The 18,011-nt window shown below is 66.5% G+C and carries 20 protein-coding genes; 10 read left to right on the forward strand and 10 right to left on the reverse strand.

All coding sequences use genetic code 11. The annotated features are described in order from the left end of the window. Positions 1-201: 201 nt before the first annotated feature. Entirely contained in the window at positions 202-1,044 is an 843-nt protein-coding gene (locus tag ACFDS6_RS10580; RefSeq protein WP_375272131.1) for a uracil-DNA glycosylase family protein, read from the reverse strand. On the opposite strand from ACFDS6_RS10580, the gene ACFDS6_RS10585 reads away from it, so the two are divergent. Both ACFDS6_RS10585 and ACFDS6_RS10590 read left to right on the forward strand, forming a co-directional pair. Further along, positions 981-1,763, forward strand: coding sequence for a MarR family winged helix-turn-helix transcriptional regulator (locus ACFDS6_RS10585; RefSeq protein ID WP_375272132.1), 783 nt, complete (start codon positions 981-983; stop codon positions 1,761-1,763). The two genes, ACFDS6_RS10580 and ACFDS6_RS10585, sit on opposite strands and share 64 nt — an antisense overlap. 132 nt (positions 1,764-1,895) lie before the next feature. After that, positions 1,896-2,366 carry a DUF488 family protein gene (locus ACFDS6_RS10590; RefSeq protein ID WP_375272133.1) on the forward strand — a complete coding sequence of 157 codons (471 nt, stop codon included), beginning with the start codon at positions 1,896-1,898 and terminating at the stop codon, positions 2,364-2,366. Between the two features lie 5 nt (positions 2,367-2,371). Here the strand turns inward: ACFDS6_RS10590 and ACFDS6_RS10595 are convergent, their stop codons facing one another. Further along, complete coding sequence (locus ACFDS6_RS10595; RefSeq protein WP_375272134.1) at positions 2,372-2,515, reverse strand: hypothetical protein; 144 nt, start codon at positions 2,513-2,515, stop codon at positions 2,372-2,374. A 208-nt stretch (positions 2,516-2,723) separates the two neighbouring features. Between ACFDS6_RS10595 and ACFDS6_RS10600 the strand changes: the two genes are divergently transcribed. From ACFDS6_RS10600 to ACFDS6_RS10620, 5 genes are all read left to right on the forward strand, one after another. Further along, positions 2,724-3,170, forward strand: coding sequence for a DUF983 domain-containing protein (locus ACFDS6_RS10600; RefSeq protein WP_375272135.1), 447 nt, complete (start codon positions 2,724-2,726; stop codon positions 3,168-3,170). Positions 3,171-3,209: 39 nt separating this feature from the next. Further along, positions 3,210-3,518: a hypothetical protein gene (locus tag ACFDS6_RS10605; RefSeq protein ID WP_375272136.1), complete on the forward strand. Its 309-nt coding sequence runs from the start codon at positions 3,210-3,212 to the stop codon at positions 3,516-3,518. A gap of 74 nt (positions 3,519-3,592) precedes the next feature. After that, a complete protein-coding gene (locus ACFDS6_RS10610) occupies positions 3,593-4,978 on the forward strand; it encodes a PLP-dependent aminotransferase family protein (RefSeq protein WP_375272137.1) in 1,386 nt (461 codons plus the stop codon). Between the two features lie 74 nt (positions 4,979-5,052). Next, complete coding sequence (gene istB / locus ACFDS6_RS10615) at positions 5,053-5,694, forward strand: IS21-like element helper ATPase IstB (protein ID WP_375272173.1); 642 nt, start codon at positions 5,053-5,055, stop codon at positions 5,692-5,694. A gap of 168 nt (positions 5,695-5,862) precedes the next feature. Continuing rightward, positions 5,863-6,339: an ImmA/IrrE family metallo-endopeptidase gene (locus ACFDS6_RS10620; RefSeq protein ID WP_374294078.1), complete on the forward strand. Its 477-nt coding sequence runs from the start codon at positions 5,863-5,865 to the stop codon at positions 6,337-6,339. Positions 6,340-6,444: 105 nt separating this feature from the next. Here ACFDS6_RS10620 and ACFDS6_RS10625 read toward each other — a convergent pair whose 3' ends face one another. The 8 genes from ACFDS6_RS10625 to ACFDS6_RS10660 form a co-directional block, all read right to left on the reverse strand. Further along, a complete protein-coding gene (locus ACFDS6_RS10625; protein ID WP_375272138.1) occupies positions 6,445-7,662 on the reverse strand; it encodes a tyrosine-type recombinase/integrase in 1,218 nt (405 codons plus the stop codon). Between the two features lie 306 nt (positions 7,663-7,968). Continuing rightward, positions 7,969-8,187, reverse strand: coding sequence for a hypothetical protein (locus ACFDS6_RS10630; protein WP_375272139.1), 219 nt, complete (start codon positions 8,185-8,187; stop codon positions 7,969-7,971). Positions 8,188-8,252: 65 nt separating this feature from the next. Then, complete coding sequence (locus ACFDS6_RS10635) at positions 8,253-9,506, reverse strand: N-succinylarginine dihydrolase (protein WP_375272140.1); 1,254 nt, start codon at positions 9,504-9,506, stop codon at positions 8,253-8,255. Between the two features lies 1 nt (position 9,507). Beyond that, positions 9,508-10,524, reverse strand: coding sequence for an arginine N-succinyltransferase (locus ACFDS6_RS10640; RefSeq protein ID WP_375272141.1), 1,017 nt, complete (start codon positions 10,522-10,524; stop codon positions 9,508-9,510). Further along, complete coding sequence (locus tag ACFDS6_RS10645) at positions 10,521-11,723, reverse strand: hydrolase (RefSeq protein WP_375272142.1); 1,203 nt, start codon at positions 11,721-11,723, stop codon at positions 10,521-10,523. The genes ACFDS6_RS10640 and ACFDS6_RS10645 overlap by 4 nt, the downstream gene beginning before the upstream one ends. A gap of 60 nt (positions 11,724-11,783) precedes the next feature. Then, positions 11,784-12,671 (reverse strand): YdiY family protein, encoded by an 888-nt coding sequence (locus ACFDS6_RS10650; protein ID WP_375272143.1) that lies wholly within the window; start codon positions 12,669-12,671, stop codon positions 11,784-11,786. Between the two features lie 72 nt (positions 12,672-12,743). Continuing rightward, positions 12,744-13,223, reverse strand: a complete 480-nt coding sequence (locus tag ACFDS6_RS10655; protein ID WP_375272144.1) for an RNA pyrophosphohydrolase — start codon at positions 13,221-13,223, stop codon at positions 12,744-12,746. A 63-nt stretch (positions 13,224-13,286) separates the two neighbouring features. Continuing rightward, positions 13,287-14,297: an alpha/beta hydrolase gene (locus ACFDS6_RS10660; protein ID WP_375272145.1), complete on the reverse strand. Its 1,011-nt coding sequence runs from the start codon at positions 14,295-14,297 to the stop codon at positions 13,287-13,289. A 61-nt stretch (positions 14,298-14,358) separates the two neighbouring features. Between ACFDS6_RS10660 and ACFDS6_RS10665 the strand changes: the two genes are divergently transcribed. From ACFDS6_RS10665 to ACFDS6_RS10675, 3 genes are read left to right on the forward strand one after another with little or no spacing between them, the layout of a single operon-like run. Then, positions 14,359-15,309, forward strand: a complete 951-nt coding sequence (locus tag ACFDS6_RS10665) for a histone deacetylase (RefSeq protein ID WP_375272146.1) — start codon at positions 14,359-14,361, stop codon at positions 15,307-15,309. Continuing rightward, positions 15,306-16,658 carry a cryptochrome/photolyase family protein gene (locus ACFDS6_RS10670; protein ID WP_375272147.1) on the forward strand — a complete coding sequence of 451 codons (1,353 nt, stop codon included), beginning with the start codon at positions 15,306-15,308 and terminating at the stop codon, positions 16,656-16,658. The genes ACFDS6_RS10665 and ACFDS6_RS10670 overlap by 4 nt, the downstream gene beginning before the upstream one ends. A gap of 12 nt (positions 16,659-16,670) precedes the next feature. Next, positions 16,671-17,894 carry a class I SAM-dependent methyltransferase gene (locus ACFDS6_RS10675; RefSeq protein ID WP_375272148.1) on the forward strand — a complete coding sequence of 408 codons (1,224 nt, stop codon included), beginning with the start codon at positions 16,671-16,673 and terminating at the stop codon, positions 17,892-17,894. Positions 17,895-18,011: the final 117 nt, after the last annotated feature.

Consider the following 18,011-nt stretch of genomic DNA (forward strand, 5'->3'; position numbering starts at 1 on the left):
GATCCTCCTTAAATCACAACCTCAAATCTGTGCCATTGGTGCTGACGGCGGACACCGGACCGCCTCGCCCGAAGTGAGCGCGAGGCGGCGGGAGCCGCGCAGGAGGCGGCGCCGGTCTTGCCGGGGACAACTGTGGAGTGGAGATACTCGAGGACGGTGAGCGGGGTCTCGTCATCGCCGATGCACCTAAACCGCGCGACCTCATGCTCCATTTGGGCGCAGCCCGCTGTGGCCTGGTCCTAGCGCATTGGACACCTGCCAGCGCAGTTCCGGGAGCACGTTTTCCTCGAACCAAGGGTTCTTTGTCATCCACCCTCTCGACCTCCACGACGGGTGCGGCAAGGGAAAGTGGCGAGGAAGGTATCGATCGAAGTGACGCACGCGGTCGGCCATCCTTCCTGAACCGAGCACATGTTCCTGTGCGTAGGTCCCGACGAGTAGGGTGAGCTGCAGGTGGGGAAGCTGTGCGAGCAGCGGCTCCCGCCAAAGTGTCGAGCATTCAGGGCGAGGCGGCGCATCACCGCCGCCGCTGGCTCGCCCGGGGTAGCATAAGGCCATCGGAACGATGGCGACCCGTGCCGCGTCGTAGAACTGCTCGTCAGAGATGCCCATCCAGCGCCTCAGCTGGTCGCCGGACGCGTCAGAGAAGGGGATGCCACTCGCGTGTGCCTTGGTTCCTGGCGCCTGACTCGCGATCAGAAGGGTGGCACTCTTGGACAGCTGCAGGACGGGCCGCGGGCCAAGAGGGAGGTAATTGGCGCATGCGCTGCATGATCGCACCCTCTCTATCAAAGGCCCCAATTCGTCCGCAGTTCCGCCGTCCATAAGTTGTGAATGTCTCCCTGCTTGAGGTGTTCCCTGGCCAAAGCCCGATGTATCGCATTGCGATATACCAACGACATGGCTATAGGTTTTTGCACGCCCGTGGGATGATACGGTCTGTGTCTGCCCGGCTCGGACCGAATTGATGGAGAAGTGGCATGGCGCACGCGCAAGGCTCAGAATGGCCGGTGCTTGCAGCTTGTATCGGCAGAGATCGCCCATCGACGGCCGGTGAGATCGACAGACTGGCAGGCCGGATCTGGCGCGAAACTCATCCAGGTGCACTCGGGTGGGACAGTGTGACGCGAGGCAGCGAGCTTCACAGGCAAACGCTCGAGGTCGCACTTGTGGCGGTGGGGATGCCCCAACGTGACGATGTGCACTCGTCGACGTTGCGCCAGCGAGCACTACGCGAAAGCCCGATCTCCGAGTCCATTGAACACAACGTGTCGCTTGCGCCCAGAACCCTGCCTCTACCGGAGGAAGGGGATACCGTTTCGGCGTCTGTGGCTCCGGAAATGAGAGCGGACATCGATCCGAGCGGCGAGCTTCTCGGCGATAACGATTATGCCACTTTAGCTGCGTTCCGCCAGAACCTCCGCAGCTTTCTCCGTTTCAGCGAAATTGCGGCCGAGGCAGCCGGCATCACTGCGCAGCAGTACCAAGCGCTCCTTGCGCTGCGAGCAGCCCCGGATTGCCAGCTTTCGGTAGGCGAGTTGGCAGACCAGATGCTGCTTCAGCCGCACAGTACGAGCGGTCTCCTTAATCGGCTCGAGGCTATCGGCATGGTTGAGCGGCTGAGATCAGGGAGCGACCGGCGGCGGGTTGGGATCCGGCTCACCGCGGCGGGGCGGGCGCTACTGTCATCACTGGCGAATGCGCACCGTGCGGAGTTAGCACGGCTGCGTCCGATGCTTGACAACGTGGTTTCCCGGCTGTGACAGGTCGAGAGATGTCTTCCCCTATGCTGCACTCTATGGGGCACACGTATGCCTGAGATGCTCCCAGTTTTTACAATCGGCCACTCGACCCGCTCAATCGTTGAGTTCGTCGCCTTGCTGTAGACTGGCGGCGTGCAGCTTGTCGTGGATATTCGCAGCGTCCCGAAATCGCGGACCAATCCTCAGTATAATTTGGACGCACTTCCCGATGCCTTGGCCGAGTTCCAGGTGGCCCATATGCGGTTCGCGGAGCTCGGTGGGCTCCGGAAGAAGTCGGGAATGCCGGCGGACGCGAACGCCTTGTGGCGCAACCAGAGCTTCCACAATTACGCGGATTACGCCCTTTCAGAGCCGTTCCGTTGCGGTCTGGCGCATCTCCTCCATGTGTCAGCGGAGCGCCGTACCGCCATCATGTGCGCGGAAGCGGTCTGGTGGCGGTGCCATCGCCGGATCGTAGCCGATTACCTTATCAAGGAGGGCAGACGCGTGTTCCACCTGATGTCGGAGACGACGGTGAGCGCTGCTTCGATGACCCCAGGAGCCATCGAAGCAGCAGACGGTCTTCACTACCCAGCTCGAGAGCTAGGCGCGGTACCCGAATAGCATCATCATGCGGGCAGTTCGAAGCTGTCCGCCCGCGCGAGATCCCATGCGGCGCTGTAGAGGTCGCGATTATGGGAGTTGGTAAGCAGTTCTCCGTCCTCGAGAAAGATGTGAAGCTGTGAGAACAGCCGGATCTCGGTCAGAGACACGCGCCGCACCAGATGATGGGGGCCAAGCAGCGAGGGATGGTCCAGGCCTGCCGCCGCGCAGCGGCGCGAACTGGCTTACGTCCCGTCCTAAGCGCGGCCATCGTGCATAGTGCCACACCAGAACCGCTGAACATGCTTAAGCATACAAAGGGTCTGGAACATCCATGCAGAGTGCACTATGTATGTCTCGCCAACACGGACAAACGCTATGCAAGTGACTCACGAGACCGATGCCGACAAGTGGGGATGGATCATGCGGACCGGCTGGAAGGGCCTGTGTCCACGCTGCGGCAAGGGCAACATGTTCAAGTCGTGGCTGAAGGTCACGGATCGATGTGAGACGTGTGGTCTCGATTACCGTTTCGCGGCGCCAGATGACGGCCCGGCGTTCTTTTCGCTTTGCTTCTTCGCACTGCCGCCGATCGCGTTTCTGGTCTGGTTGCAGGCGGTCTATGAACCGTCGGTCTGGGTTCACCTGGTAACGTCAGTGCCGCTGATGTTGCTGTTCTGCCTTCTCCCACTCCGCCCAATCAAAGGGTGGCTGGTAGCCTCGCAATATGTGAACCGCTCCCAGGAAGCGGGTACGGGCAAGCTGTGGGACAATCTGCATGGCCGCCAGAGCACCAGCGAGCACAACAGCAACTTCGACGATTGATCACGCACCCGGTCGACGACACGTCCAATCGAAACCATCATGCGAACGATGCTGCTTGAAGCCCGCCGGGCTGCCGCCGCCTATCTCCTGAGCGTCGGACGTTCAGACGACGCACGCGTGGTGAATAGCGGCGGCGGTGATGATTTTGTGGAGGTGCGCGTCGCTCTCCAGGCCATTGGCGCAACGATGGAACGATTCGGGCGCCTTGAGCGAGCGCTGGCCTGCTATGCGGATCAGACCTTCTGGGATGGCGATGTTCCCGAAGCCTCGCTCGCCTTCCATGACGAAGGCGAGATCGCCCGGTCCGCGCTCAACGGCAAAGAGCTGTACGCCGTCCATCGGGACTGATGCACCATAGCGACAAACTCACCTATCTGTGCACTATGTATGGACGTTGTACGTAAAGCGCTTATGTAGCAGCCATGCAAAACTGGAAGCCAGATATCGAGTCGGTGACTGGTCCGAAGTATCTCGCGATCGCCGAGGCGCTCGCACGGGATATCGAGGCCGGCAGATTGGCGGGTGGCACCCGACTGCCGCCGCAGCGCGCCTTGGCCGATGTTCTCGGCGTGGACCTCACAACGGTCACCCGCGCCTATGGCGAGGCGCAGCGGCAAGGCCTCATTGAAGGGGACGGACGGCGCGGTAGCTTTGTTCGTCAGAAAAAGGCGGAGACGTCGAAGGTCAGGTATAGCGAGCCCGCGGACACCGGCATGAACGCCCCCCCGGAAGTTCCAGGTGCCTTGCTCACGGCAGCGTTCCGCCGATCGGCCGAGGATCTGCTGGCGCGCGCCGACATGGTGGCGCCTTTTCAATATCAGCCGAGCGGCGGGATGGTCGCAGTTCGCGAAGCCGGGGCCGATCTGCTCAGCGCACGCGGCGTTCCATGTCACGATGACACGGTGCTCGTGACCGCCGGGGGGCAGCACGCCCTTCACGCGGTCGTCAGCGCCGAGTTGCAAGCCGGCGATGCCGTAGCAGTCGCGGCCCATGCGTATCCGGGCTTCCTTTCCATCGCGCGCCGCTACGGCCTGCGGCTTTGCGTGATCCCCTCCGACGGGGAGGGGCTTGATCCCGTCGCACTGGCCACGGCCTGCACGAGGTGCGCGATCCGCGCCATCTACGTCGTGCCGACCAACGACAATCCGACGACGGCGACGATGAGCGCCGAGCGTCGGCAAGCGCTCGCGGAAACGGCGATACGGCACGGTCTGATCGTGATCGAAGACGACGCTTACGGACTTTTGCCCGAACGGCCATTGGCACCGATCGCGACCCACGCGGCTGATCGGACATGGCATATCGCCAGCGTCTCCAAGATCCTTTCGCCGGGCCTGCGTATCGCCTGGTTGCGCGCACCCACCGTGGCGCAGGCTTGGCGGCTCGCTGCCGATCTGCATGAGACGGCGGTGATGGCGCCTCCGCTCAACGCTGCGATTGTTGCAGACTGGATCGGCAGCGGCGTGTTCCAGCAACTGACAGGAGCGGTCCGCGCCGAGGCGCAGGCCCGTCAGGCGATCGCCGCAAAGTTCCTAGAGCCCGAAAGCTACCGGGCTCAGGCCGAGGGTTATCATCTCTGGGTGCCGCTCCATCCGGAGGCCAATCCGGGTGAGATCGTGAACACGCTGCGGCCGCATGGCCTTTCGGTAGTAGGAAGCGAGGCGTTCGCCGTGGACCGGTCGCTGGCCGTCCCTGCGCTCCGCGTGTCGATCGGTGGTACGATATCGAGAGAGCGTCTCGAGCGCGGTTTGCGTCTGCTGGGTGCGCTCGTCGCGCCAAATGCTTCCCGGAAGATATCGCTCGTTTAGGTCGGATGGCTGGCGCGGCGCTGACTAAGTTTACGAAGTAAGCCCCGGAGCAACCCGGCGCGAGTACCACCGGCCTGCAACGCAAGCGCACGACCATGGAGGTTCTGACCGACCTGCTCCGCGCCGAAGCCGCCCATCGCCATGCAGCGTCGGTCCGTTACCGAATGTCGGCCGCAAGATTGCCAGCGGTGAAGGACCTCGACGCCTTCGTCTTCGACGACACCCCTATCAACGAGGGGCTGGTGCGCTCGCTGAACAGCGGCTCGTTTCTTCCGGGTAGGCGCAACGTCGTGCTGGTCGGCGGAACTGGCACCGGCAAGACGCATCTCGCCACCGCCATCACCGCCAATGTGGTACGGGTCGGCGCCCGGGGGCGCTACTTCAACACGGTTGATCTGGTAAACCGGCTTGAGGAGGAAACGCGCCTTGGCAAGGCCGGCACGCTGGCAGCCCAGCTCTCCCGGCTCGATCTGGTGGTGCTCGACGAGCTTGGCTACCTGCCGTTCGCCCGCTCGGGCGGCCAACTGCTCTTCCACCTCGTCAGCAAGCTCTACGAGCAGACCTCGGTCATCGTGACCACGAACCTCGCCTTTGGCGAGTGGCCGACCGTCTTTGGCGACCCCAAGATGACCACCGCGCTGCTCGACCGCATTACCCACCATTGCGACATCGTCGAAACGGGCAATGACAGCTGGCGCTTCAAGCACCGCAGCTGACGCCCAGGACCACCGGCAGAGAACGCTTCGCGCTGGTTGCGCCTCCGGTCGGGCTACGCCCGCTCTACGCCGCAACCAGCGCGAACGGTGCGCCCGCCATACCCGTCACACCGCTCGACGAAGGGGGTCCCTTTTGCACGCCGATAAGGGGTCCTTTTTGGACGCCGATTGACAGCCCTTAACCTCGGCAACATTGTCCGCTGGGCCGATCTGGGCGACATTCTTCGGGTCCGGTGGGAGTTGCTCAAGGAAGCAACGGCGACCGCGCCTTATCTGCCGTTCGCCACCAAGACCCAGGATGATGGAACACAGTCGCGATTGGCCTTGGCGATGAAACCTCTCAACGATCGCCGGTTCGAGCTGGCGAGGATGATCGGCGACGAGGTGTGGACCGGTGGCCGAGGCTTCGGGGTGATCAGCCGATCGCGGACCGACCGCCAGAAGTTCCAGCGCGCGTTCGCCCAGGCGCTGCTCTGTCCGATGGAGGCGCTGCGCGACGTCGTCGACGTGAACCGTCCGACCCGAGAGCAGATCGTGCGCGCTGCGAGCCGCTTCGGGGTGCGCGACAGCGTGATCGTTACGATCCTGCGCAATCGCGGGTATCTGCCGCGAGAGTCGATGGCGGACTGGATCGAGGCGGCCTGACTGCTGACCGAAAGCACCAACATTTTACATAATCTGTGCTATCGTTTCGGTTGAGAGGAATGGTAGTCGGCAGCTTCAATGACATAGTTGAAGGTCAAGTCAGCGTTAGCCCGCCACAATCCGTTCGAGCTCGCCATTCCAGCTCTCCAGCGCTTCTCGTTTCTCCCGCTGGTAATCGTAGCGTTGGTAGACGCCGGCGATGCCTGATCGGGAGCCGCTGATGTGGTTCAGTACGGCTTCGGTAACGGGCATCGGTACTCCTAGGCGCTGCATGCCTGTTGCGACCGTGCGTCGTAGATCGTGCAGGATGAAGTGATCCACCGCGTCTACCTTCAAGATCTTGGCCATCTCCCGGAGGAGGCGCGGATGCCCTTTGCTGAAGCCGTTGACAGAAGCGTCGGGATTACCTGCGACGGGAAAGAGCTTGCTCGAGTCATCCATCACCGGAAGACCTTCGATCAATGCCTTGGCGGCTTTGGTAAGCGGAACGATGTGCGCTTTGCCGTTCTTTGCCCGCGCGGCCGGAATGACCCAGGTGTCACCGTCGAACTCGGAACGGGCAGCGTTGAACACCTCGCCGCGACGTTGCCCGGTCAAGAGGAGCAGCTTGAAGCCAGGTCCGAACGGCCATCCCATGACGTCGCACGCCTGCCAGAAAACGCGAATCTCGGCCTCTGAGAGGAATCGGTCTCGAGCCTTTGGCAGGGGAGGGCGACCCGCATCGCGACATGGGTTGGCTGGAAGCTTTTCCAGCTTCGGCATAGCCCAGGTGAAGAAGGAGCTCAGCTGTTGGTGCACTCCCAACCCCGCTCTTGGCGTCGGGTTGTTCGCGTCTCGGTAGGTGATGTCTTCGACCAGCGCGGTCACCTCCGAGCGGGTGATCGTGTCGGCAAGCCGATCGCCAAAACGTGGAAGGATGAACTTCTTTCCGATGCGCTCGATCTCGGAGGCGCTCTTCTTTTTACCCCGTACAGCACGCTCGAGGTATTGCCCCCAGAGTACGGAGAAGGTGAGGCGTCCGACAGCGCCACCGGCGCTACCGGTCGGCTGGGGCAGCCCCTTTCCGGATTCAAGATCGATCAGCAAGGATCGAGCCTTCTTGCGGGCGTCGGCTAGCGTGAACGCATCCGAGAAGCGGCCTAAGGTAACGTTTCGAACAGAGCCTCCAACGCGCTTGTGTAGGATGAAGGTTTTGCCGCCTGAGGCGCCAACGCGTACGCGGAGCCCGCCAACGAGTTGATCTAGTAGTTCCACTTGGCCTGACGACGGCGGGTTTAGGCCTCGGATCTTTGCATCCGTGAGACCTACAGCTTTGCTGGGCATAGCTATGATCCTGGTCTGTTCCGGCCGCCATGCTGTTACCTTAGGTAACAAATGGGTGCTGATACCCTAGAACGTAAAGGGAACACTCGGAACATGCAAGTTGTTGTTTTCGCGCCAGAAAGAGACGTTCTGGGACGCTGCTGGAAGGCGCTTTATTGCCCTACGAATCTGAGGGTCGGACGTTCGAATCGTTCCGGGCGCGCCACTTCTCCTTCGGGACAAGTGAGCTGGAGTAACCATCGCTACGATGGACGAAGCCGGGTCAGCAATGGCCCGGCTTTTTCGTGTCCGGTACATTTGGTCGCTTCAATCGTGTGCGCCGTGCTCCACCGCGTCGATGATCTTCGCGCCTGCCATGAACACCGCCAGCGTGCAGGCGCCGAACAGGATCCATCCTTGCGTGCCCGGGTACTGCGCGCGGTAGTGCATCCCGCGCTCCACCGCGCCCGTGCCCAGCCCATAGATGACGAGGAATGCCTCGAACTTGTTCTTGATGACGAACAGGCGGGCGATGCGCTTCAACATGCGAGTGATTACGCAAAAGCCGCGCCAAGCGCGGATTTGCGCCATTTCGGCGTTACCGGTCGTGGTTACCTGTCAATTAACTCGACAAGGTCGAGCGCCCGCAGCAACGCACGCCATGCCTTCTCGACGCGCGCGATCAGTTCGGGTTCGCCGATGTGATCGGGTGCGATCACCTCCGGCCAGTACTCGCTGACGACCTCGGCGATCAGGTCGAGCCGGCGATCGTCGACCAGGAAGCGCGGATCGACCGTCGCGGGATCGCAGGCGACGCGCAGGCGCAGGCACGCGGGGCCGCCGCCGTTCGCCATCGACTCGCGCACGTCGACGACCTCGACCGCGCGGATCGGACCGTTGCCGGCGACGTGACGCTCGATCCACTGCCACGCGGCCGGGCAGTCGCGCACCTCGCGCGGCACGATCAACGTCTGGCCGCGCGCGGGCGTGCTCACCAGCTGCGCGTTGAACAGGTAAGAGCTGATCGCGTCGGCGAGGCTCACCTCCGCTGCCGACACCTCGACGATCTCGACCTCGGGCATGATCGCGCGCAGTGCGGCGTAGAAGCCGTCCCGGTCGGCGAACGCCAGCTCGTGCGCGAAGAGCGTTCGGCCATTGGCAACAGCGACGACGTCGTTGTGGAACGCTCCCGCCGCGATCGCCTGTGCAGACTGTTCCACGAACAAGGTGCGGGCGGGATCGAGCCGGTGCGCGCGCGCGATCGCGCGGCTTGCCTCGACGTGCTGGCGCGCCGGAAACGGCCCACCCGCCTCGCCGTAGACGAAGACCTCCACGCCCGCCGCACCGTGCCCCGCGCACAGCCGCATGTGGTTGGCCGCGCCCTCGTCGCCGAACGGCGCGGGCACGGGCGCGTGGACGCGAAACGCATCGTTCGCGAAGGCGAGGCGGAGTTGCGCCAGCGTGTCGGGCCACTCGTGGCTGCGATGCGGCATGGTCACCAGATTGGCGACGCTCAGGTGACAGCGCCCGTCGTCGCAGTCGGGCGCGGGCGAGACGGTTGCCGCGTTGGCCGCCCACATCGCCGAGGCCGACAGCGCGCGTGCCTTCAGGTGCGGCGCGGCCGAAGCGTAGTCGGTGTGCAATGCCGTCAGCCACTGGTGATCGGGGCGCGGGTGCGGGAGCAGCACGCCCTGCGCCAGCCCGAGCGCGACGTTGGCGCGCATCTTGGCGATGCCCTGCAACGCCGCCGCGCGCGGTCGCGCGATCGCGCCCGCATTGTGCGTGGCGGCGAGATTGCCCGGACTGAGCCCGGCGTAGTTGTGCGTCGGGCCGATGACGCCATCGAAGTTGATCTCGGCGATCATCTCACCACCGCGCGATATGGTTGACTTGGGCGTCCTCGGCGACACCCAGCGCGTCGGCGCAGCTGCGATCGAGGATCACGCCGTCGCCGCACGCGCGGACGTCGCCGTAGGCGCAGCGGAAGTCGGCGAGCGCACCCGCCGCGACCAGCGCCTGCGTTCCGCCATCGCCGTCGATCGCTACCACGCGCGCGGCTCGGGCATCGCGGATGCTGCGCACCGCGTCGGTCCGCGCGGTCATCGTCGGCCCGCCGTCGAAGATGTCGACGTAATTCTCGAACGCGAAGCCTTCGTTCTCCAGCATCCGCATCGCCGCGCGGCCGCTCGGGTGCGGCAGGCCGATCGCGGCGCGTGCGTGTTCCGGCAGCATCGCGGTATAGACCGGGTGCTTGGGCATCAGGTCGGCGATGAACTGGTGGCCGTTCACCGCATTGAACTCGTCCGCCGCCTGGAAATTCATGCCGAAGAAGCGCCCGGCGAGCCCGTCCCAGAACGGCGATCCGCCCGCCTCGTCGATGACGCCGCGCAGTTCCGCCAGGATGCGCGGGGCGAAGCGCGCGCGGTGCGCGGCGATGAACAGGTAGCGCGCGCGCGCGAGCAGCAGCCCGAGCCCGCCGGCACGCTCGCCTGGATGTAGGAACAACCCGCCGACCTCACTCGACCCTTCCAGGTCGGTGGTCAGCGTCAGCATCTCGGCGCGAAACGTCCGGTCGAGCTCGCGGCTGTGCTGCGTCAGCGTGCCGATGCGATAGGAGTAGAAGGGGTGCTGCTGCCCCACCATCGTGAACAACTGGCAGGTGCCGCGCACCTCGCGCGTCGCGGTGTTCTCCAGCACGAGGACGAACAACTCGTCGGTGATCGGGCCTTCGACCCGCGCGAATGCCTCGCGACTGCGCGCGAGCTTCGCCGACAGGGCCTTGCGGTCGGGCGGCAGGTTGGTGAAGCCGCCGCCGGTCAGCTTCGCCATCTCGTACAGGTGCGGCAGGTCCGCCTCGGTGGCGGCACGAACGACGAACGTCAAAGAAGGGCTCCCTCGGCGATGCGCGTGATCGTCAGCGCGGACAGCGCGGCGCGCTCGACCAGGCTGTCGACCAGCAGATACTCGTCCGACGAGTGGATCGCGCCGCCGCGCACCCCCATGGTGTCGACTACGGGCACGCCCGCCGCGGCGATGTTGTTGCCGTCGCACACGCCGCCGGTGTCGCGCCATGCGATATCGAGGTCGAGCACCGCGCCCGCTTGCCCGATCAGCGCGAACAGCCGCGCGGCGCCCGGATCGATCGGCTTGGGTGGGCGGTTGAAGCCGCCGTGCAGCTCGACCCGCACGTCGTGCCGCTCGGCGACGCGGCCGGTCACCTCCGCGATCAGGCCGCGCGCACGCTCGATCTCGCCCAGGTCGCCGGGGCGAAAGTTGATGCGTAGAACGGCCAGGTCCGGCACCACGTTGTTCGGGCCGCCGCCGTCGATCCGGGCCGGGTTAACCGCGAGCCGGGGACCTCTGGCATCGTGCAGGCGCAGTGCGATCTCGCTCACCGCGGCAATCGCGTTCCTTCCGTCAGCGGGGTTGCGCCCCGCGTGCGCCGCCCGCCCCCGCACCACAACCGAGAAATTGCCCGTTCCGCCGCGCGCGCCCGCCAGCGTGCCGTCGGGCAGCGCGGGTTCGTAGGTCAGCGCGGCGTGCTTGCCGCGCGCGGCCTCCGCGATCAGGCGGGCGGACGAGAAGGAGCCAGTCTCCTCGTCCGAGTTAATCACCACCTCGTAGCCGAGCTGCGGCGTGCCCGCGGCTTCGACCGCGCGCAGCGCCTCCAGCATCACCGACAACCCACCCTTCATGTCGGTGACGCCGGGACCGTTGAGCGTGTTCTCATCGCGCCACGTCAGCGCCTGGAACGCGTGGTCGGCGGGGTAGACGGTGTCCATGTGTCCGGTGAACAGCATCTGCACCGGTGCCTCGGGCCGCACCACCAGCCGCAGGTGCTGGCCGTGCTCCAACCGAGTGACCACGCCGTCGCTGCCGACGCTCTCGGCGCCGTCGCCGTCGACCAGCGACAATGCGCCGGGCAGCGAGGAGAAGGCGTCGCCGAGCAACGCGGCGACGTGCGCCAGACCGTGCAGGTTGCGCGTCCCGCTGTTCACCGCGCTCCACGCCTGCGTCCGCGCGAGCAGCGCCCCCGCGTCGATGCGCGCGATCAGCGCCTCGTGTTCCTGCCCGCTCTCCATGGGGACCAGCCTAGCGCGACCGGCGCACGATTGCGACCGTCGGGTCGGCGCGCGCGCAAATCAGAAGCTGTAGACCAGCGACGCGCGGCTGGTTGTGTCGGTGGACACGCGACCCTCCGGCGGGCTGCTCTCATACTGGACCGTGTACGACACCTGACCCGACAGCGGGCCGATCAGCTTCGCCGACAGTGCGGTGTTGCTGCTCACCGTGCTGTTGAATCGCTCGGCATAGGCGGACGCGTTCTGCTTGATCGTCACGCCCGAGGACAGCTTGAGATTAAGGTCGAGGCTGCCGCGCGCCGCCGGGCTGCTCTGCAGTCGTCCGTCGGTGAAGCTGGTGTAGCGAAAGGCGGGGCCCAGCTCGACGTCCAGCGTCAGCTTCGGCGAGCGGATCGCATTGTAGCCGGCGCCGGTCGAGGCCGAGTAGCGCTCATAGTAACCGAAGAAGCGGTCGGCCTCGAATTGCGCGCTGCCGTAAAGGTAGACGCGGTCGTCGATCTTCCAGTTCGGCTCGTAGGCGGCGAGATAATGTTCGCGGCTGGTGACGCCGGCGTTGCGCTGATAATCGGCCTGCAGCCTCAGCTTGTGGCGCCAGTTAAGGCTCTCGCGCTGGAGATTGGCGGAGCCGGTGATCCCGGTCACCTGCGTGTTGCCGGTCGACGCGAAGCCACCCGCCTCGATCCGGCCGGTCCACAATTCGAACGCGGTCGCCTCGCGCAGTCGCTCGTTGCGCTCGCGCGCGCGCACTTCCTTCCAGTCGCTGGCGAGCTTCAGCGCCGCGTCGCCCGACGCCGGATCGGCGACCCGCGCGTATTTGACGATCGTGTTGACCGCATTCTCGTCGCCCGACGCCATTGCCGCGTCGAGCATGGCGCGGATCGTCTGCGGGATGGCCATCGTGTCGGGCGCGTCGACGGCGACGGCGGAGAGAAGCAGCGCGGCGATCATCGCGCGCACGATCCTATGCGGCAGCCGCGATGACGGGAACGCTGAATGGGCAAGGCGACGACGAACCGCCCGTCAGTTGAGATGATCGGCGAAGGCGGCGAGCACGTCCTCGTACAGCGCGCGCTTGAACGGCACGATCAACCGCGGCAGGTCGGCGGGCTCGGCCCAGCGCCACGCGCGGAACTCGGGGTGCGCGGTGTCGATGCGGATGTCGCTGTCCTCGCCGGTGAAGCGGAACAGGAACCAGCGCTGGCGCTGCCCGCGATACTTGCCCTTCCATACCTTTCCGACCAGATCGGGCGGCAGGTCGTAGAGCAATTCGTCGGGCGCCTCGGCGATCAGCGAAACCTTGTCGGGGGTGACGCCGGTTTCCTCGCCCAACTCACGAATTGCCGCGGCGCGCGCGTCCTCGCCCTGATCGATCCCGCCCTGCGGCATCTGCCACGCTTCCAGCGTGTTATCGATCCGCTGCCCGACGAACACGCGCCCGTCGCGATTGACCAGCATGACGCCCGCGCACGGGCGATAGGGAAGCGAGGAAGGGTCGGTCATGCCCGCTTCCCTATCAGCCGCCGCGCGCCGACTCCACCGTCGGTCGCGTCCGGCGACCGATCGTCAGCCCGCCGCCTGCGCCATCACGCGCTGCCCCTCGGCCTCGACGATCGCGCCCTTCACCGCCGTCAGATAGGCCGCGACATCGCCCGTGCTCGACGGCACGGCCTGCCGCAGCGTGATGAACCCGTGGATGTTGCCGCGGGCCTCGCGAAAGGTGACGGGCACGCCCGCCTGGATCAGCGCGGCGGCGTAGGCGCGGCCCTGGTCGCGGATCGGGTCGAGGCTGGCGGTGACGATCACCGCCGGCGGCAGCCCGGCGAGCGACCCGCCCATCGGCGACGCCTTCACGTGCGTAGGCTCGGGTGCGTAATGCTCGCCGAACCACATCATCCCCTCGCGCGTCAGCAGATAGCCGTCGGCGAAGTCGTTGAACGACGGATATTCCTTCATCATGTCCGCGGCCGGATAGATCGGTGCCTGAACGATCACCGGCACCGCGGCCGCCTCGTCGCGCAGCGCGATCGCGGTGGTGATGGTCAGCGTGCCGCCCGCGCTGTCGCCCGACAGCACCAGCGCGGTCGCGGTGCGGCCGAGTTCGGCCGGGCTGGACGCGACCCAGCGCGCCGCCGCCTCGCAATCGTCGGGTGCCGCGGGCCACTTCGCCTCGGGCGCGAGGCGGTACTCGACCGACACGACCGGCAAGTCGAGCTGTCGCGCCATCTCCGCGGTGAAGCTCGCGTGCGTGTCGACGTTGCCGATCACGAAGCCGCCGCCGTGGAAGAACACCACCACCGGTCCGGGCGCGCGCGTCTCGCGCGGATCGAACAGCCGCGCGGCGATGCTGCCGCCCTCGACCGGGATCGTCAGGTCGGTGATCGTGGCGAGCGTGCCGACCGGCGGATCGGCAATGTCCTTCATCGCGTGGAACACTGCGCGCGCCTCGCTGGGCGTCTGCTGGTGCATCTTCGGCCCCGGAATGCTGTTCAGGTACGCCAGGAAGTTGCGCACGTCCGGCCTGACGAACGGCTCGCGCTCGTTGGTGGCAGGACGGTCGATGGTCGTATCGGTCACGAACGCTCTCCTGTGTGCCGCGCGCGGTGGCGCGTCGTTCTTTGCAACCTATCTTAGCCGCATGATCGCGGTCGTCCACCATCCCGATTACGTCACCGAGGCGCCGGCGCGCAGCACCTATCGCTGGGGCAAGAACGGCGCGATCCGCGACCTGCTGCGCGGCGAAGGCGAGCGGATCGCGTGGCACGAACCGGCACCGATGCCGCGCGCCTGGCTGGAGGCGGTCCACGATCCCGACTACGTCGCGCAGGTGCTCTCCGCGCAGGTGCCGCGCGAGAAGGAGCGGCGCACCGGCTTTCCCATCACGCCGCTGGTCGCGCGCCGCGCCGCGGTCGTGCCCGGCGGGACCTATCTCGCCGCGCTGCTCGCGCTCGACCACGGCTTCGCCGCCAACACCGCGGGCGGCAGCCACCACGCGCTCGCCGACACGGGCGCGGGCTACTGCGTCTTCAACGACCTCGCGATCGCCGCGCACCGGCTGGTCGAGGAGGGCAGGGTGGAGCGCGTAGCGATCGTCGACTGCGACGTCCACCAGGGCGACGGCACCGCCGCGCTATGCGCCGGCCACCCGCAGATCGCGACCTACTCGATCCACGCGGCGAAGAACTTTCCCGCGCGCAAGGCGCAGTCGACGCTCGACGTCCCGCTCGCCGACGGGGTCGGCGACGACGAGTATCTCGTCACGCTCGATCGCACCCTGGCGGGCTTCCTCGACGCGCACCGCCCCGACCTGATCCTCTACCAAGGCGGCGTCGACCCGTTCGCGGGCGACCGGCTCGGGCGGCTGAGCTTGAGCGAGAACGGGCTCGTCCGGCGCGAGCGGCTGGTCGCGCGGCTGGCGTCCGCCCGCGCACTCCCGCTCGCCTGCACCGTGGGCGGCGGCTACGGCGACGAGGTGGTGGCGATCGCCGCGCGCCACGTCCGCGTCATTGTGACGCTGAGCGAGCTGCTGGCCCGGCGACCCGTTGCGGCAGCGGAACAGAATCGCGGGGTCGGCGTAGTCGCGGGGTGACGAGCATCCTCTGGTTCCGCCAAGACCTCCGCCTCCACGATCAACCGGCGCTGCTCGCCGCGGTGGCGGACGGCGACGTGATCCCGCTCTACATCCTCGACGACGAGACGCCCGGCGACTGGCGGATCGGCGCGGCGCAGCGCTGGTGGCTGCACGGCAGCCTCGCCTCGCTCGACGAGAGCCTGCGCGCGCACGGCAGCCGCCTGATCCGGCGCCGCGGCGCGTCCGAGACGGTGCTGCGCGAGGTATTGGAAGAGACCGGAGCCGACCGCATCCACGCGCTGCACCATTACGAACCCTGGTGGCGCAAGGTCGAAGAGGCGCTGGACGACCGCCTCTGCCTCCACGACGGCAATCACCTCGTCCACGTCGAGGACGTGAGGACCGGCAGCGGCAGGCCGTACCGCATCTACTCGTCGTTCTGGAAGGCATTGCAGCAGCACCTCTCGCCCGAGAAGCCGCACCCCGCACCGAACAGCATTACCGCGCCCGGCAAGTGGCCGAAGTCGGAGACGCTCGCCAGCTTCGACCTTCTCCCGACCAAGCCGGACTGGTCGGTCGACTTCGACGGCGAGCCCGGCGAGGGCGACGCGCAGAAGAAGGCCCGTGCCTTTGCAAAGCGCGTCGACCGTTATGAGCAGATGCGCAACCTGCCCGCCGAGGAGGGCACCTCGCTGCTGTCCCCGCACCTCCACTTCGGCGAGATCTCCGTCCGCGCGCTATGGCACGAGGTCGCCACCGGCGAGGACGCGACCAAATATCACAAGGAGCTCGCCTGGCGCGACTTCACCAGCGGCGTGACGCTCGCGCTGCCCGATTACGGCGACAAGAACGGCCGCCCAAAGTACGACGCGCTCAAGTGGCGGACCGGCAAGGTGGCACAGGCCGACCTGCGCGCGTGGCAGCGCGGGCGTACCGGCTACCCGATCGTCGATGCCGGCATGCGGCAACTGTGGACCAGCGGCTGGATGCACAACCGGCTGCGCATGATCACCGCCAGCTTCCTCACCAAACACCTGCTGATCGACTGGCGAGAGGGCGAGCGCTGGTTCTGGGACTGCCTGGTCGACGCCGACTACGGCAACAATTCGGTCAACTGGCAGTGGGTCGCGGGGACGGGCGTCGATGCCAACATGTTCTCGCGCATCATGGCGCCGCTGACCCAGTCGGAGAAGTTCGACGCGGGCGACTACATCCGCCGCTGGGTGCCCGAGCTCGCCGACGTGCCCGACCCCGCGATCCACGATCCGGAAAGCGCGGGGTGCAAGCCCGACGCCTACCCGTCCAAGATCATCGGGCACCGCGAGGCGCGCGAACGCGCGCTGGCGGCGGCGGCACGGTTGCGATAACCGCCGCGTCCTATGGACGCCCCAGTTCGCTCCCTGTCTCGCCAGCCCTCGCGCGTCGACCGTTTCTCCGGGCTGACCGCGCCTGTCTTCCATCGTATCCTCGACCGCGTTGACGCGGGCCTGGTCGCGGGCGCGATCGAGGCGACGCTGCCCGACGGCACGCATCGGCTGCTCGGCGGGCGGGAGGATGGGCCAGTGGCGATCGTCGCGGTGCACCGCTGGCGCGCGCTGTGGCGGCTCGTCTCGGCGGGCTCGATCGGCTGGTACGAGGGGTGGGAGGCCGGCGACTGGTCGAGCCCCGACCTGGTACCCATCTTCGACCTGTTCATGCGCAACCGCGTCGCGCTCGGCGACACCGCGCGGGCGAAGCGGGGGGCGAAGCTCGCCGCGCGCCTGCTGCACGCATTCCGTCGCAACGACCGGCGTGGCGCACGCCGCAATATCGCGGCGCATTACGACCTCGGCAACGATTTCTACCGCGAGTGGCTCGACGAGACGCTGACCTACTCGTCCGCGATGTTCACCGACCCGGACGAACCGCTCGCCGCCGCGCAGCAGCGCAAGCTCGACGCGGTGCTCGCGCGTACGGGCACCGGCGCGGGCGACCGCGTGCTGGAGATCGGCTGCGGCTGGGGCTCGTTCGCCGCGACCGCCGCCGCCGCGGGCGTGCAGGTCCACGCGCTGACGCTCTCGACCGAGCAGCGCGACCACGTCGCCGCGCGCGCGCTGCCCGGCGTCACCGTCTCGCTGACCGACTACCGCGACGTGACCGGCACCTATGACGCGGTCGCCAGCATCGAGATGGTCGAGGCGGTCGGCGAGCAATACTGGCCCGCCTATCTCGCGACGATCGCGCGCGTTCTGAAACCCGGCGCGCGCGCGGGGCTGCAATATATCTCGATCGCCGACGACGTGTTCGACCGCTATGCCGGCAGCGTCGACTTTATCCAGCGCTACGTCTTCCCCGGCGGGCTGCTGCTGTCCGAGACGCGCTTTCGCCGTATTGCCCAGGCGAGCGGGCTCGACTGGCACGACCGGCACGCGTTCGGGCTCGATTATGCCGAGACGCTGCGACAATGGCGCGACCGCTTCGACGCGGCCGCGCGCGAGGGTCGCCTGCCACCGCGCTTCGACGCGCGGTTCCAGCGGCTGTGGCGCTTCTACCTGATGTACTGCGAGGGCGGCTTTCGTGGCGGCGGGATCGACGTAGCGCAGGTCACGCTGGTGAAGCGCTAGCGCGAAACATCCTCTATTCACGTCATCCCGGATTTGATCCGGGATCCCGCTGTGTCACGTTGCCGAGAAGCAGGACCCCGGATCAAGTCCGGGGAGACGAGAAATGCAAGCTGACTA

This window comes from Sphingomonas sp., assembly GCF_042095875.1.
Taxonomy (GTDB): Bacteria; Pseudomonadota; Alphaproteobacteria; order Sphingomonadales; family Sphingomonadaceae; genus Sphingomonas.